Raw genomic sequence first — 12,319 nt, 5'->3', positions numbered from 1 at the left:
CGCGGGAGAGGCTGTCCGCCGACCTGGGAGGTCCGATGGCGCAAGAGGTCATGCTGCGAGACGGCACCCACGCCTGGGTCGTCGCCCTCGACCACACCGACAAGCAGCGGCTCGCGGAGGCGTTCGAGCAGCTCTCGCCGGAGTCTCGACGACTGCGCTTCCTGACCCCCATGACCCGGTTGAGCGAGGCGATGCTCTCCCACCTCGTCGACGACGTGGACGGGGTCGACCACGTCGCCCTGGTGCTCTGCCCCGAGGTCGAGGACCACGTCTACGCCCCGGTGGCGATCGGCCGCCTGGTGCGCTACCCCGACCTCCCGGACGCCGCCGACCTGGCCGTGACGGTCAGGGACGAGTGGCAGGGCCGAGGGGTCGCCTCCGCGCTGCTGCCGGAGCTGGTGCGCAGCCGCCCCGCCGGGGTGACCAGGGTGCTCACCGAGGTGCTGCAGGACAACCCGGCCTCCCTGGCGATGCTGCGCAGGCTGGGACCGACGACGATCCTGGAGACCGGCTCCGGCATCCACGACGTCGAGGTGCTGCTCGACGCGGCCACCCCGGACGCCGGCGGGCCCGAGCTCGGGGTCGTCGAAGGGAGCGTCGCGGGGGAGCGGTTGCACCCGGTGCTGGCGGACCCGCGCCGCACGGAGCTGCGCAGCCGCGACCTGCTGTGCCACCTGTTCGCCGACTCCCCGCGCCGGCAGTGACGCCTCCACCGTCGGAGACGGGCCGGTGACCCGGCCGATGTGACTTCTGGCCCGTGCACGCCGGCCCTCCACGGGCCTACCGTGGTGGTCCGACCTCCGGCGGAGGGGAGTCACCGTGGCCGAGCTCCAGTTGCGGGCGCTGGTGCTCGAGGACGCCCGCGACTCCGCCGAGTTCATCCGCATCGCGCTGAGCCGCCACGGCGGGTTCTCCGTCGACGTGGTCGGCACCGCGGAGGACGCGCTGGCGCGGATGCAGCCGGGCGCCTACGACGTGCTGGTCAGCGACATCATGCTCCCGGGTCGCTCCGGCCTGGAGATCCTGCCGCGGGTGCGCGAGATCGACCCGGACCTCTCCATCATCATCCTCACCGCCTACCCCACCTTCGACCACGCGGTGGTCGCGCTGCGCGAGGCGGCCGACGAGTTCCTCACCAAGCCCGTGCCGGCCACCATCCTGGTCGAGCGGGCCACCGAGCTGGCCGAGCTCACCCGGACCCGCCGCAGCGGAGCCCGTCAGCGGGTGCTGGCGGTGGGCTCCCACCCCGACGACGTCGAGATCGGGGTCGGCGGCACCCTGGCCGCGCACGCCACCGCGGGCGACGACCTGACGATCCTCATCATGTCCGGCGGAGCGGTGGGCGGCGACACGGTGGAGCGCCGCAGCGAGGCGGCCGACGCCGCCGCTGTGGTCGGTGCCCGCCTGATCCACCTGGAGTACCCGGACACCCACCTGGTGCCGGCGGAGGGGCTGATCACGTCGGTGGAGGAGGTGGTGGCCGACCTGCAGCCCGACCGGATCTACACCCACGGGGCCCACGACCGGCACCAGGACCACCGCGCGGTCCACGAGGCGGTCGAGATCGGTGCGCGGGGCGTCGGCTCGGTGTGGTGCTTCCAGAGCCCGTCCTCGACGGTCGACTTCGCGCCCAACCGGTTCGTCGACGTCGAGGGGTTCGTGGAGACCAAGCTGCAGATGCTCGCGGCGTTCGTCTCCCAGTCGCACCGCGAGTACATCCAGCCCGACGTGGTGCGGACCACCGCGCGCTACTGGTCCCGCTTCAGCCCGGCCCGCGAGGTGGAGCCCCTGGAGACGTTGCGCGCCACCGAGCTGGTCGTGACCACCTCGCGGGTGCGCGTCGCTCCGGCCGTCGACGGGCAGGACGCCGACAGCGAGCACGGGGATGACGCCCGGGAACGCCGGTGAGCGACTCCTGGCTCCTCCTCGCCGAGGAGCCGACCACGGGCCGGCTCGCCCGCCTGAGCCGGGCGTGGTTCCGGGCCGACGCCTCCGGCCTGCGCCAGCTGCCGACCACCGTCCTCTACGTGCTCATCGCGGCGCTGGTCCCGCTGGCGATCACTCCGCGGCACCCGTGGCTGATCGTCGCGGGCGTGGCGACCGTGGTGGCGATGCAGCTGGTGGCCTGGCTCGGCACCTGGGACCGGAGCTCGCCCGTGGGTGCCTACATCCTCGGTGTGCCCACGCTGCTCGCCGTCGGCCTGATCGACCTCGGTGCCGGGGAGGGGGTGGGCAGCCTCGACGTGCTGCTCTTCCTGCCGGTCGTCACCTTGTCCCTGGCGCCGGGCCGGACCGCCGTGTCGATCGCGCTGGTCGGGTCCGCGGTGGTGCTGGTCGCGCCGCTCGTGGTGCTTCCCGACCCCGGGTTCCCTGCCGTCCGGGCGCTCGTCACGATGATCATGGTCATCACGGTCGCGCTGGGGCTGCACGCGTTCTCCGAGACGGTCCGGCGCCAGTCCGAGCAGCTCGTCGCGGCCAGGAACCGGATCGCGCTCGTGGCCCGCGACCTGCGCCGCTCCCGGGACACGATGTTCACGATCATGTCCGCCGCCACCGAGCAGGCGGTGGTGGCCACCGACTTCGCCGGGAAGGTGCTGCTGGCCAACATCGGCGCCGAGCGGCTGCTCGGACGTCCGACCGACCAGCTGGTCGGCCACTCCCTGCTCGAGCTCTTCGGCCCGGTGCGACAGGCCGGCAGCGAGATCCGGGAGCGCCTGCTGACCGATGACGAGGCGATGACGCTGCTGGTGGGCGACGCCGCGCACGGACAGCCCTACGTCGGTGAGCTGGTGCGCACCCTGCCCGACGGCACCGAGCGCCACCTGGAGTACACCGTCACCCTGCGCGACGGGCTGGAGAGCCCCGACGACGCCGTGCCGGCCGGCTACCTCTTCATCGGCGCCGACACCACCGAGCGGGAGGCGGCCGAGAAGGCCCAGCAGGAGTTCCTCAGCCTGGTCAGCCACGAGCTGAGGACCCCGCTGGTGGCCATCCTGGGCTACCTCGACCTGCTCGAGCTCCACGGCGGGCAGCTCGACGAGGAGCAGCGCACCTACCTGGAGGTGATCGGCCGCAACGCCCGCCGGCTCCGGGCGCTGGTCGAGGACCTGCTGCTCGGCGCCCGGGTGGCTCGCGGCGTTCCGATGGTGCCCGAGGAGCTGGACGTGGCCGAGGTGGTCCGCACGGCCGTCGCCAGTCAGGGCCCGGAGGCGACCGGGGCTGGGATCACCCTGGAGGTCGCCGGCGACTCGCCGGTCCCGTTGGTCTCCGACGGCCAGCGGCTGGGCCAGGTGGTGGACAACCTGATCAACAACGCGCTCAAGTACAGCCCCGAGGGGACGCACGTCGTGGTCAGTGCCGAGCGGGCCACCGCCCCCGACGGCGAGCGGGCCGCCCGGATCCGGGTGGTCGACCAGGGCGTGGGGATCGCCCCGGAGGAGCTGGAGCGGATCACCCAGCGCTTCTACCGCACCCGCGAGAGCCGGCGCCGTCAGGTGCCCGGGCTGGGGCTCGGACTCTCCCTGGCCCAGACGGTGGTCTCCCAGCACGGCGGCACCATGTCCATCCGCAGCGAGCTCGGACGTGGCACCGAGGTGGACGCGCTGCTCCCCGACCTGCACAGCGACACGGCCCGGTCGACCGACTCCGGGGCCTACCCGCTGCCGGAGGCGGCAGCGAGAAGGGACCCGGACCCGGACCAGCACCCGGACCAGCACCCGGGGCAGGGGCAAGGGCCGGGTCAGAGTCAGGGGCAGGGCTAGGGGTTCCACACCTCCGCGAGCGCCGCCCAGGCCTCGTCCGACATCAGCCGGAGCGGGGTGACGTTGACGTGGGAGATCCCGTGCGTCTGGGCGGCGCGGACCGACGTGGCGAGCCGGGAGGGAGTGATCGCGTCGTCGACGTCCCCACCCGGTCCTCGCGCCCACAGGCCCACGGAGATGGTGAAGCGCGACATGTCGAGTCCGGCGGCCTGCAGCCCCGCGGTCACCTCCTCGATGTCCGTGGGTGCGCGGTCCTCGAAGACGTAGGCCCACAGCACGAGCCGGTCGACCGCCTCGAGCAGGACGGCGTAGTCGTGGCCGCTGCCCAGCGAGCCCACCGCGGGGTCCTCCCAGTCGAGCCGGACGTCCATGGCCAGCTCGATCTCGGCGCCCTCCCCGTCGTCGACCTCGTCCAGCGCCGCACGCATCCGGCTCATCAGGCCGGCCAGCACCTCGGCCCGCCAGGTGGTGAGAGTCGTCCCCTGCTCGTCGATCTCGCCGTCGGGGGTGCGGGGCCAGTCCTGCTCGCCGGTCATCTCGCGGAAGAGCCCGAGGTCGTCGTCGCCGAAGCTGAACCGGTTGAGGAAGAGCTCGGTGACCGCGATCTGGCTCGGCTCGTAGCGGGCGCCCAGCGCCGCCACGTAGTCGACCAGCCGGTCGCCCACCTCGCCCCGGGCCAGCTGCGAGGCAGACGCACGGTAGCGGGAGCGCGTGCCGTCCGCCGAGACCCCCGCGATCGACGGGTCGTCCTGGATCCAGCCGGGCACGTAGGCGTCCACGATGAGGGCGAACGACCGGGGGGTGCCGTCGTCGGTCCGGGCCAGCGCACTGGCGGCCCGCTTGATGTGGTCGAACCCGGGCTGGGCCGCCGCCTCCGGGTGCTCGTCCCAGTCGAAGGCGGTGAACTCCACCCGTCCGGCGTTGAGGTCGACGGCGTTGGCGTCGACCGAGTTGAGCCGCTCGTCGACGGCACCCCAGTTGGTGGTGGGGTCGACGACCGTGGAGAAGTCGATGCTCAGCGAGCGGATCTCGTCCGGGCGCTCGTCAGGCCGCAGGGTGGGCAGCTCCTCCCACGGCCGGGCGATCAGCAGGGCCGCCAGCACGGTCAGCACCAGCGGGACGGCCAGGATCACGAGCCACGGCCCTCGTCGTCGCGGACTTCCGCCACTGACACGGTCCCGCTTCTTTCCAGCTTGTTCCATCGGTTCTCCGCATGGGTGAGCTCGAGGCGGACCGCATCGAGCATGACGAAGGTCATCAGGGTGGAGTAGGCGGGCCACAGGAGGGCCGTCCACAGGTAGCGCAGGTCGCCCAGGGCCCGGTCGAGCAGGCAGGCGAGGAGCAGGAGGCCGAGCGCCAGTGGCACGCCCAGCACGAGCACCCAGGCCCACCACCGGTCGGGGAGCCAGCGGACGCCGTCGGTCGTGACCAGGACGACCAGGGTGACCAGCCCCGTCACCTGGGCGAAGGGGGCGACCACCTGGGTGGCGGTGTTGAAGAGCAGGTAGAGCCCGAACCGGCCGTAGCGGGGGTTGCCCAGCACCGGCCAGTGCATCGAGGTGGTCTGCAGCAGGCCGCGGGCCCAGCGGACCCGCTGGCGCCACAGGCCGCGCACGGTCGAGGGCGACTCGGCGTAGACCAGGGCGTCGGGCGCGAAGGCCACCTGGAAGCCCGCCCGGTGGACCCGCCAGGTGAGCTCGAGGTCCTCGCCGAGGGTGTCGGTGCGCAGCGGCCCGGTGCGCTCGAGCACGTCGCGCCGGAAGGCGCCGCTGTTGCCCGAGACGATGGGCAGGCACCCCAGCACGTCCAGGGCACGCCGCATCAGGCCGGTCCCGACATGGCTGATCAGCGCGAGCAGCCTGGTCTGCACCCGGTCCAGGTTGACCGGACGGTCGTTGCCGCAGACCGCCCCGATGCGGGGGCTGCGGAAGCCACGCAGCATCCGGAGCACCGTGTCGGGACGGAAGAGGCCGTCGGCGTCCACCAGGATCAGCACGTCGCCCGTCGCGATCTCGAGCCCGGTGTTGAGCGCCGCGCCTTTGCCGGCGTTCTCCTGGCGCAGGGCCGTGACCCGGCCGGGGTGTGCCTGCGCGATGCGGACCATCCGCTCGTAGGTGTCGTCGGGGGACCCGTCGTCCACGCAGATCACTTCGAGCCGCGGGTAGGCGCTGCCCAGCACCGAACGCAGGCAGTTGTCGATCACCACCCCCTCGCGGAACGCCGGGATGACGACGCTCACCAGCGGCGGCTCGGTGAAGAGCGGGCCGCACCCCGCCGGCCCGGGTGACTGCCGGCGCTGCCTGAGCTCGAAGAGCAGCGCGCACGGCACGAGCAGCAGCCGGACGAGCCCGAGCACGGCCAACGGCAGGACGATGACCAGGAGGAGGGCCGCCAGGAAGGAGAGCATCGCTCATCGCGGCCACTGCTCGAGGACGGATCCGAGCAGCTCGGGAGCCTCGGCACAGACCGCGCCGAACCGCGCGTTGACCTCGAGCACCACGGGAGTGCCGTCCGTCGTCCGGCGGACGTCGAGGTCGACCGGCCCCACCAGGTCGAGCGCGACCACTGCGGCGGCCGCGACCTCGGCAACGTCGGGCGCGGCCCCGTCCGCGAGCCTGACGACGGACGTCGCGTTGCCCACCCGGCCCTGCTTGCGCCCGGTCTTCTCCAGCACCACCACCACGCACCCGCCGGTGGTCGGCGAGCGGTAGACCTGCGGGCTGTACTCGGTGCCGGGCGCGAAGGTCTGGGCCACCCAGGAGCCGTCGACCTGATGCCACGCCGGGTCGTCCGGCGACTCCACCACGTGCACCCCGCGCCCGCCCCTGGCCACCCGGGGCTTGACCACCAGGGGTCCGGCGGCCCATGCCAGCGCCTCGGCGGCCGAGCCGAGGCGGTCCGCGGCGCCGAAGGACGGCACCGGCACTCCGGCCCGCTCCAGCGCCCACATGGTGAGCAGCTTGTCGGCGGCGAGCGCGGCCGGGCCGGGGGCCGAGAGCACCAGCCGGTCGCCGAGTCCGGCCGCCGCCCCCAGCACGGCGAGCCGGGTCAGCTCCTCCGCGACCGTGGGCAGCACCAGGTCGGGACCCAGCCTGGCCAGCAGCTCGACCATGGCCTGGTCGTAGTCGGGGTCGAGCGCGCCCGCGACCGGCCCGACCTCCTCGTAGCCGGGGACGTCGACCGGGGCCAGGTCGACGCCGAGCACCCGCAGCCCGGCGGCATCGCCGCGCCCGGCCAGCTGCGCGCCGAGCGTGCGACCCGCGGGTCCGGCGGCACCGGTCACCAGGATCGTCCGGCGCTGGTCGGCGGCGGCGCTCATCCCACGACTGTAGGCAGGGGCGCGCCCGGCGACCAGGGTCCTGCGGCCCGGGTGGGCAGCAGGGTGTGCCCGGCCGGCGTCAGCCCAGCGTCGAGGTGTCGATCACCACGCGGTAGCGCACGTCTCCCGCGACCACCCGGTCGTAGGCGGCGTCGACCTGGTCGGCCGAGATCGTCTCGATCGTCGCGCCGATCCCGTGCTCGGCGCAGAAGTCGAGCATCTCCTGGGTCGCGGGGATGCCGCCGATGTTGGAGCCGGCGATCGAGCGGCTGCCGCCGACCAGCATCCCCGGCGGCACCTCGAAGGCGCCCGGGGGCAGGCCCACGTTGACCAGGGTGCCGAGCGGCTTGAGCAGGCGCAGGTAGGTGGCGATGGGCAGGTCGGCGCTGACGGTGTTGACGATGACGTCGAACGAGCTGCGCAGCGGCTTGAGGCTCTCGGCGTCCTCGGTGGCGGCGTACGCCGTGGCACCGAGCTCAGCGGCGTCCTTGCGCTTGGCCTCGCTGCGGCTCAGCACCGTGACCTCGGCGCCGAGCGCGGCGGCCAGCTTGACCGCCATGTGGCCGAGCCCGCCCAGGCCGATCACCGCGACCTTGCTGCCCGGGCCGACGCCGTAGCGGCGCAGCGGGCTCCAGGTGGTGATGCCGGCGCAGAGCAACGGAGCCGCCTCGTCGAGGCCGATCCCCTCGGGGATCCGCACCGCGAACCGCTCGGAGACGACGACCTGCTGGGCGTAGCCGCCCTTGGTCTCCTCGCCGTCGTAGCCGCGGCCGTTGTAGGTCATCACTGCGCCCTTCTCGCAGTACTGCTCCTGGCCGTCCTTGCAGTACTGGCACTCCCCGCAGCTGTCGACCATGCAGCCGACGCCGACCCGGTCACCGACCTGGTGGCTGGTCACCCCGTCGCCGACCGCGGCCACGGTGCCGGCGATCTCGTGGCCCGGCACCATCGGGAAGATGGCCTTGCCCCACTCCTCGCGGACCTGGTGGATGTCGCTGTGGCAGATGCCGGCGTAGGCGATGTCGATCAGGATGTCGTCGTCGCGCAGCGCCCGGTGCTCGACGGTGCGCTGCTCGAAGGGCGCGCCCGCGGAGGGGGCGACGAGGGCTCGGGTGGCGGTCTGGCTGGTCACCGAGCCAGTGAAGCAGACCCGTCCCAAGCTCCCCCGGAGGAGTTCGGTCGGGGCCGGCCGGGTCAGGCCGGGTCAGGCCGGGTCAGGCCGGGTCAGGCCGGGTCAGGCCGGCAGCGTCAGCCCCATCGGCAGGTGCGCGATGCCGTCCTCGAGGTAGCCCGGACCGGTGCGGACGAAGCCGAACCGGGCGTACCACTGCTCCAGGTGGGCCTGGGCGCCGATCCGCACCGTGCCGGCACCCCCCTGCGTCGCGAGCCACTCGAGCGTCGAGGTGAGCAGCCGGGCGGCGTACCCGTGGCCGCGCTGGTCGCCGCGGGTGACGACGCGGCCGATCACGGTCGCGTCCGGGTCCCGGAGCACCCGGAGCGCGGCGAGCACCTCGCCGTCGCGCTCGAGCCACACGTGGCGGGTGCCGGGCTCGTCGTCACGGCCGTCGAGATCGGGGTAGGGGCACTCCTGCTCGACCACGAAGACGTCGACCCGCAGCCGGAGCAGGGCGTAGAGCTCGGTGGTGGTCAACTCCGCGAAGCCGGCGGAGCGCAGGACGGGAGGTGTGGGAGGCACGTCTTCGACGATAGGACGCTCGTGGTCGCCCCGGCGGCCCGGGTTCAGGCCCTGGGCTCAGGCCCGGCAGAGCACCTCGCCGTGCAGCAGCGAGAGCCACCCGTCGGGGTCGGCGGCCCACCGCCGCCAGGCGGCGGAGATCCGCTCGAGGTCGGCGCGGGTGGCCCGGCCCTCATCGAGCAGCTGGGCGCCCATCGCCGACTCCAGGATGCGGTCGGCCCACATGCCGCCCCACCACGCGCGGTCGGCGTCGTCGGCGAAGCACCACGTGGAGGAGGTCGCGGTGACCTCCTCGAACCCGGCCGCCCGCGCCCAGGACAGCAGCCGCCTCCCGGCGTCCGGCTCGCCGCCGTTGGCCCGGGCCGCCTCCTGGTAGAGCGCCATCCACTCGTCGAGCTCCGGCAGCGCCGGGAACCAGGCGAACCCGCGGTAGTCGCTCTCGCGCACCGCGACCAACCCTCCGGGCCGGGTCACCCGGCGCATCTCGCGCAGCGCCTGCACCGGGTCGGCGACGTGCTGGAGCACCTGGTGGGCGTGGGTGACGTCGAAGGTGTCGTCGGGCAGGTCGAGCGCGTGCACGTCCTGCACCTCGAAGCGCACGTTGGTGACGCCCCGCTCGGCCGCCAGCGCCCGGCTGAGCGCGAGCGCCTCCTCGCTGATCTCGGTCGCCGTCACCGAGGCCACCCGGCCCGCCAGGTCGACGGTGATCGTGCCGGGGCCGGCGCCGACGTCGAGCAGCGTCGTCTCCGCTCGCAGGTGGGGCAGCAGGTGGGGGGCGGAGTTCTCCGCCGTCCGCCACCGGTGGGAGCGCAGCACCGACTCGTGGTGTCCGTGCGTGTAGGGGTTCATCCGGCGATCGTGGCAGGCTTCCGCCCCATGGCGCTGGCTGACCGACCCGTGGTCCCCGAGGAGTGGGTCGCCCGGATCGACCGGGTGCTCTCGGCCCTGCCCTCCTGCCGGCAGGAGCCCGCCTGGACCGGCGTGCGGTGGCGGGTGGGCGGCGCCACGGTGGCGCACGTCTTCGGCGGGGAGGACCAGCGCTTCCGGATCACCTTCCGCGGCGAGCCCGACGAGGTGGCGGCCTACCAGCACCTGGGCGAGCCCTACTTCCGCGCCGGGTGGGGCGGCAACCTGATCGGGATGCTGCTCGACGAGCGGACCGACTGGCAGGAGCTGGCCGAGGCGCTGACCGACTCCTACTGCGTGCAGGCGCCTGCGCACCTGGCCGCGCAGGTCGAGCGCCCGGCGACCTGACGATGCGGGGGGGCTTCGCCGGGTGCGGCATAATCCTCTCGTGCGTGATGAGATTCCGGGTGAGGTCACCCTTGCGCTCTCCGCCCTCGCGGAGATCGTCTACGACCGCCCCGGCTACGAGGAGATCTACGCCGCGATCACGCGGACGGCGGTGGCCGTCGTGCCGGGTTGTGACCATGCCGCGATCTCCATCCTGGCCGGGGGTGGCCGGATGACGGTGCACGGCCCGACCAGCGAGGTGGCCCGGACGATCGACGCCCTCGAGGAGGAGCTGCGCGACGGCCCCTGCTACGACGCGATCACCGAGGAGGCCTTCCAGATCGACAGCGACCTCACCCGGGGATCCACCTGGCCCGAGCTCGCCCGGCTGGTGCTGGAGCGCACGCCCGTGCGCGGGATGATCGGCTACCGGATCCGGGTGGGGCAGCGCAAGGGTGGGGCGCTCAACATCTTCTCCGAGACCCCGGGCGCGCTCGACGACGACTCGGCCCGCGCCGGCGCCCTCGTGGCCGCCTTCGCCTCCGTCGCCCTGGGCGCCGCCAGCCACCACGCCGAGGCGCAGACGCTGCGGGCGGGGCTGGTCAGCAACCGCGAGATCGGCAAGGCGACCGGGCTGCTGATGGCGGCCCACGGGATCTCCTCCAACGAGGCCTTCGAGGTGCTGCGCAAGGCCTCCCAGGACCTCAACCTCAAGCTGGGCCTGGTCGCCGAGCGGGTGATCGCCGACCAGGCCGAGGACCAGCGCATCGCGGGCGCCGGCGAGCGGGCTGCGCGGATTGAATAGACCCCGGTTCGCTCGGGGTCACCGGGGTACGGCCGACACGCGGTCGTCGTGCTCTAGCAGTGGGGTGCGACGGCCGCGTCGCGTCCCGACGGGCCCCGTTCACGGTCGGGACCTTTGGCCCGGCGCTGTTGGCTGTGTCCTATGGACGTCTACCCGGCGGTAACCGTACGCTCGACCAGGCATGCCCTGCAGCGGGGCGCCACGTGAGAGGCCGTGGGCGATGACCACCACCCTGGACGTCGAGCTGACCGAGAGGGTCAGGCTCGCCACCGTGTCCCGGACGATCGTGCGCGCCGTGAGCTCCGAGCTCGTCCTCTCCCGCATCGTCGAGGTCTGCCAGACGGCCATCCTGGACGGCTTCCGCGCCTCCGGGGTGTGGATCCAAGCCTTCAAGGGCGACGACCTCGGCCACGACGCGGTGCGCGACGACCGGGGGCGCACGCTCGACCTGCCGCACGAGCTCAAGCTCGTCGGCCGGGTGGTCGCCCGCGAGCTGTGGCGGGTCCAGGGCGTCGCGATCTTCGACGGGGAGACCACCCCCGCGTGGGTGCTGCCCGAGCGGGACCAGCAGCGGGTCTACGAGATGATGGCCGAGCTCGGGATCACCCGCCTGCTGTGCGTGCCGATCGGCGCCGGTCGCGAGTGCCTCGGCACCCTGGTGCTGAGCCGCAACGACTCCGACAACGGCTGGACGCCCGGCGAGCAGCGCGCCGCCCTCGACATCGGCCGCGACCTCGGCCGGGCGCTCGCCACCGCCCGCGCCTTCGAGAAGGAGCGGCGGATCGTCGCCGAGCTGCGCGAGGTCAACGGCTACAAGGCGCGGCTCATCTCCACCCTCGCCCACGAGCTGAAGAATCCGCTCACCGCGATCCTCGGCCACGTGGAGATCCTGGACGGCGACACCGAGCTGCCCCACGGCGTCCTGCACTCCATCGAGGTGATCGAGCGGGGCGGCAAGCGGATGCAGCACCTGGTCGAGGACCTCCTCGTCCTCTCCCGGTCCGACCAGGAGACCCAGCCCTTCGAGCCCGCCCCCGTCGACCTGGTGGCGGTCGTCGACGAGGTGCTCGACCTGCTCGGGGTCGAGGTGCTCCGCAAGGGCCTGACCGTCCAGCGGGAGCTGCCCGCGGGCCCGGTGCCCGCCTGGGGGGAGCGCGACGAGCTCGACCTGGTCGTCACCAACCTGCTCAGCAACGCCGTCAAGTACACCCCCGAGGGTGGCCGGGTGGCCGTGCGGCTGACCCCCGGGGCGGGGTCGGTGACCCTGGAGGTCGCTGACACCGGCCTCGGCATCTCGCCGGAGGACCAGGAGCACCTCTTCGAGGAGTTCTTCCGCTCGACCAACCCCGCCGCGCTCTCCTCGCCGGGCAGCGGCCTGGGCCTCTCGATCGTCCGGCGGGCCCTGGAGCGCCACGGCGGCACGATCAGCTGCTCGTCCCGGCTCGGCGCGGGGACGACGTTCGTCGTCAGCCTGCCCGTACCCCCCGCATGAGGGGCCGGGCGCC

The 12,319-nt window shown here is 73.5% G+C and carries 12 protein-coding genes; 6 read left to right on the top strand and 6 right to left on the bottom strand.

Annotation, left to right across the window (positions count from 1 at the left end; translation table 11 throughout):
- The first annotated feature begins 35 nt into the window (after positions 1 to 35).
- The 3 genes from AC4BGE_RS07020 to AC4BGE_RS07010 all read left to right on the top strand — a co-directional run bounded on the left by AC4BGE_RS07020 (position 36) and on the right by AC4BGE_RS07010 (position 3,761).
- The gene (locus AC4BGE_RS07020; protein ID WP_490571935.1) at positions 36 to 704 is read left to right on the top strand and encodes a GNAT family N-acetyltransferase; all 669 of its coding nucleotides are present in this window, start codon (positions 36 to 38) and stop codon (positions 702 to 704) included.
- Positions 705 to 819: 115 nt separating this feature from the next.
- Positions 820 to 1,908: a PIG-L family deacetylase gene (locus tag AC4BGE_RS07015; RefSeq protein ID WP_490571934.1), complete on the top strand. Its 1,089-nt coding sequence runs from the start codon at positions 820 to 822 to the stop codon at positions 1,906 to 1,908.
- A complete protein-coding gene (locus tag AC4BGE_RS07010) occupies positions 1,905 to 3,761 on the top strand; it encodes a sensor histidine kinase (RefSeq protein ID WP_490574796.1) in 1,857 nt (618 codons plus the stop codon). Before AC4BGE_RS07015 ends, AC4BGE_RS07010 begins: the two co-directional genes overlap by 4 nt.
- Here the strand turns inward: AC4BGE_RS07010 and AC4BGE_RS07005 are convergent.
- The 6 genes from AC4BGE_RS07005 to AC4BGE_RS06980 form a co-directional block, all read right to left on the bottom strand.
- Positions 3,758 to 4,894, bottom strand: coding sequence for a hypothetical protein (locus AC4BGE_RS07005; RefSeq protein ID WP_490571932.1), 1,137 nt, complete (start codon positions 4,892 to 4,894; stop codon positions 3,758 to 3,760). The genes AC4BGE_RS07010 and AC4BGE_RS07005 overlap by 4 nt on opposite strands.
- The gene (locus tag AC4BGE_RS07000) at positions 4,891 to 6,168 is read right to left on the bottom strand and encodes a glycosyltransferase family 2 protein (protein ID WP_490574795.1); all 1,278 of its coding nucleotides are present in this window, start codon (positions 6,166 to 6,168) and stop codon (positions 4,891 to 4,893) included. The genes AC4BGE_RS07005 and AC4BGE_RS07000 overlap by 4 nt, the downstream gene beginning before the upstream one ends.
- A 3-nt stretch (positions 6,169 to 6,171) precedes the next feature.
- On the bottom strand, positions 6,172 to 7,080 hold the full coding sequence (locus AC4BGE_RS06995; protein WP_490574794.1) for an ATP-grasp domain-containing protein: 909 nt from the start codon (positions 7,078 to 7,080) through the stop codon (positions 6,172 to 6,174).
- A 79-nt stretch (positions 7,081 to 7,159) separates the two neighbouring features.
- Positions 7,160 to 8,212 carry an NAD(P)-dependent alcohol dehydrogenase gene (locus AC4BGE_RS06990; protein ID WP_490571929.1) on the bottom strand — a complete coding sequence of 351 codons (1,053 nt, stop codon included), beginning with the start codon at positions 8,210 to 8,212 and terminating at the stop codon, positions 7,160 to 7,162.
- Positions 8,213 to 8,314: 102 nt separating this feature from the next.
- Positions 8,315 to 8,776 carry a GNAT family N-acetyltransferase gene (locus AC4BGE_RS06985; protein WP_490571928.1) on the bottom strand — a complete coding sequence of 154 codons (462 nt, stop codon included), beginning with the start codon at positions 8,774 to 8,776 and terminating at the stop codon, positions 8,315 to 8,317.
- Positions 8,777 to 8,833: 57 nt separating this feature from the next.
- Positions 8,834 to 9,625: a class I SAM-dependent methyltransferase gene (locus AC4BGE_RS06980; protein WP_490574793.1), complete on the bottom strand. Its 792-nt coding sequence runs from the start codon at positions 9,623 to 9,625 to the stop codon at positions 8,834 to 8,836.
- Between the two features lie 27 nt (positions 9,626 to 9,652).
- On the opposite strand from AC4BGE_RS06980, the gene AC4BGE_RS06975 reads away from it, so the two are divergent.
- The 3 genes from AC4BGE_RS06975 (at position 9,653) to AC4BGE_RS06965 (ending at position 12,306) form a co-directional block, all read left to right on the top strand.
- Positions 9,653 to 10,030 (top strand): MmcQ/YjbR family DNA-binding protein, encoded by a 378-nt coding sequence (locus AC4BGE_RS06975; protein ID WP_490571926.1) that lies wholly within the window; start codon positions 9,653 to 9,655, stop codon positions 10,028 to 10,030.
- A gap of 40 nt (positions 10,031 to 10,070) precedes the next feature.
- Entirely contained in the window at positions 10,071 to 10,814 is a 744-nt protein-coding gene (locus AC4BGE_RS06970) for a GAF and ANTAR domain-containing protein (protein ID WP_490571925.1), read from the top strand.
- 220 nt (positions 10,815 to 11,034) lie between these two features.
- Entirely contained in the window at positions 11,035 to 12,306 is a 1,272-nt protein-coding gene (locus tag AC4BGE_RS06965) for an ATP-binding protein (RefSeq protein ID WP_490574792.1), read from the top strand.
- Positions 12,307 to 12,319: the final 13 nt, after the last annotated feature.

This window comes from Nocardioides sp. Z50_6 (assembly GCF_058215755.1).
This window is presented reverse-complemented; position numbering and strand designations above follow the sequence as displayed.

Bases quoted from the DNA above. Each gene is read 5' to 3' on its own strand.
- AC4BGE_RS07020 (WP_490571935.1), top strand. From the start codon at position 36: ATGGCGCAAGAGGTCATGCTGCGAGACGGCACCCACGCCTGGGTCGTC.
- AC4BGE_RS07000 (WP_490574795.1), bottom strand. From the start codon at position 6,168: ATGCTCTCCTTCCTGGCGGCCCTCCTCCTGGTCATCGTCCTGCCGTTG.
- AC4BGE_RS06995 (WP_490574794.1), bottom strand. From the start codon at position 7,080: ATGAGCGCCGCCGCCGACCAGCGCCGGACGATCCTGGTGACCGGTGCC.
- AC4BGE_RS06980 (WP_490574793.1), bottom strand. From the start codon at position 9,625: ATGAACCCCTACACGCACGGACACCACGAGTCGGTGCTGCGCTCCCAC.
- AC4BGE_RS06975 (WP_490571926.1), top strand. From the start codon at position 9,653: ATGGCGCTGGCTGACCGACCCGTGGTCCCCGAGGAGTGGGTCGCCCGG.
- AC4BGE_RS06965 (WP_490574792.1), top strand. From the start codon at position 11,035: ATGACCACCACCCTGGACGTCGAGCTGACCGAGAGGGTCAGGCTCGCC.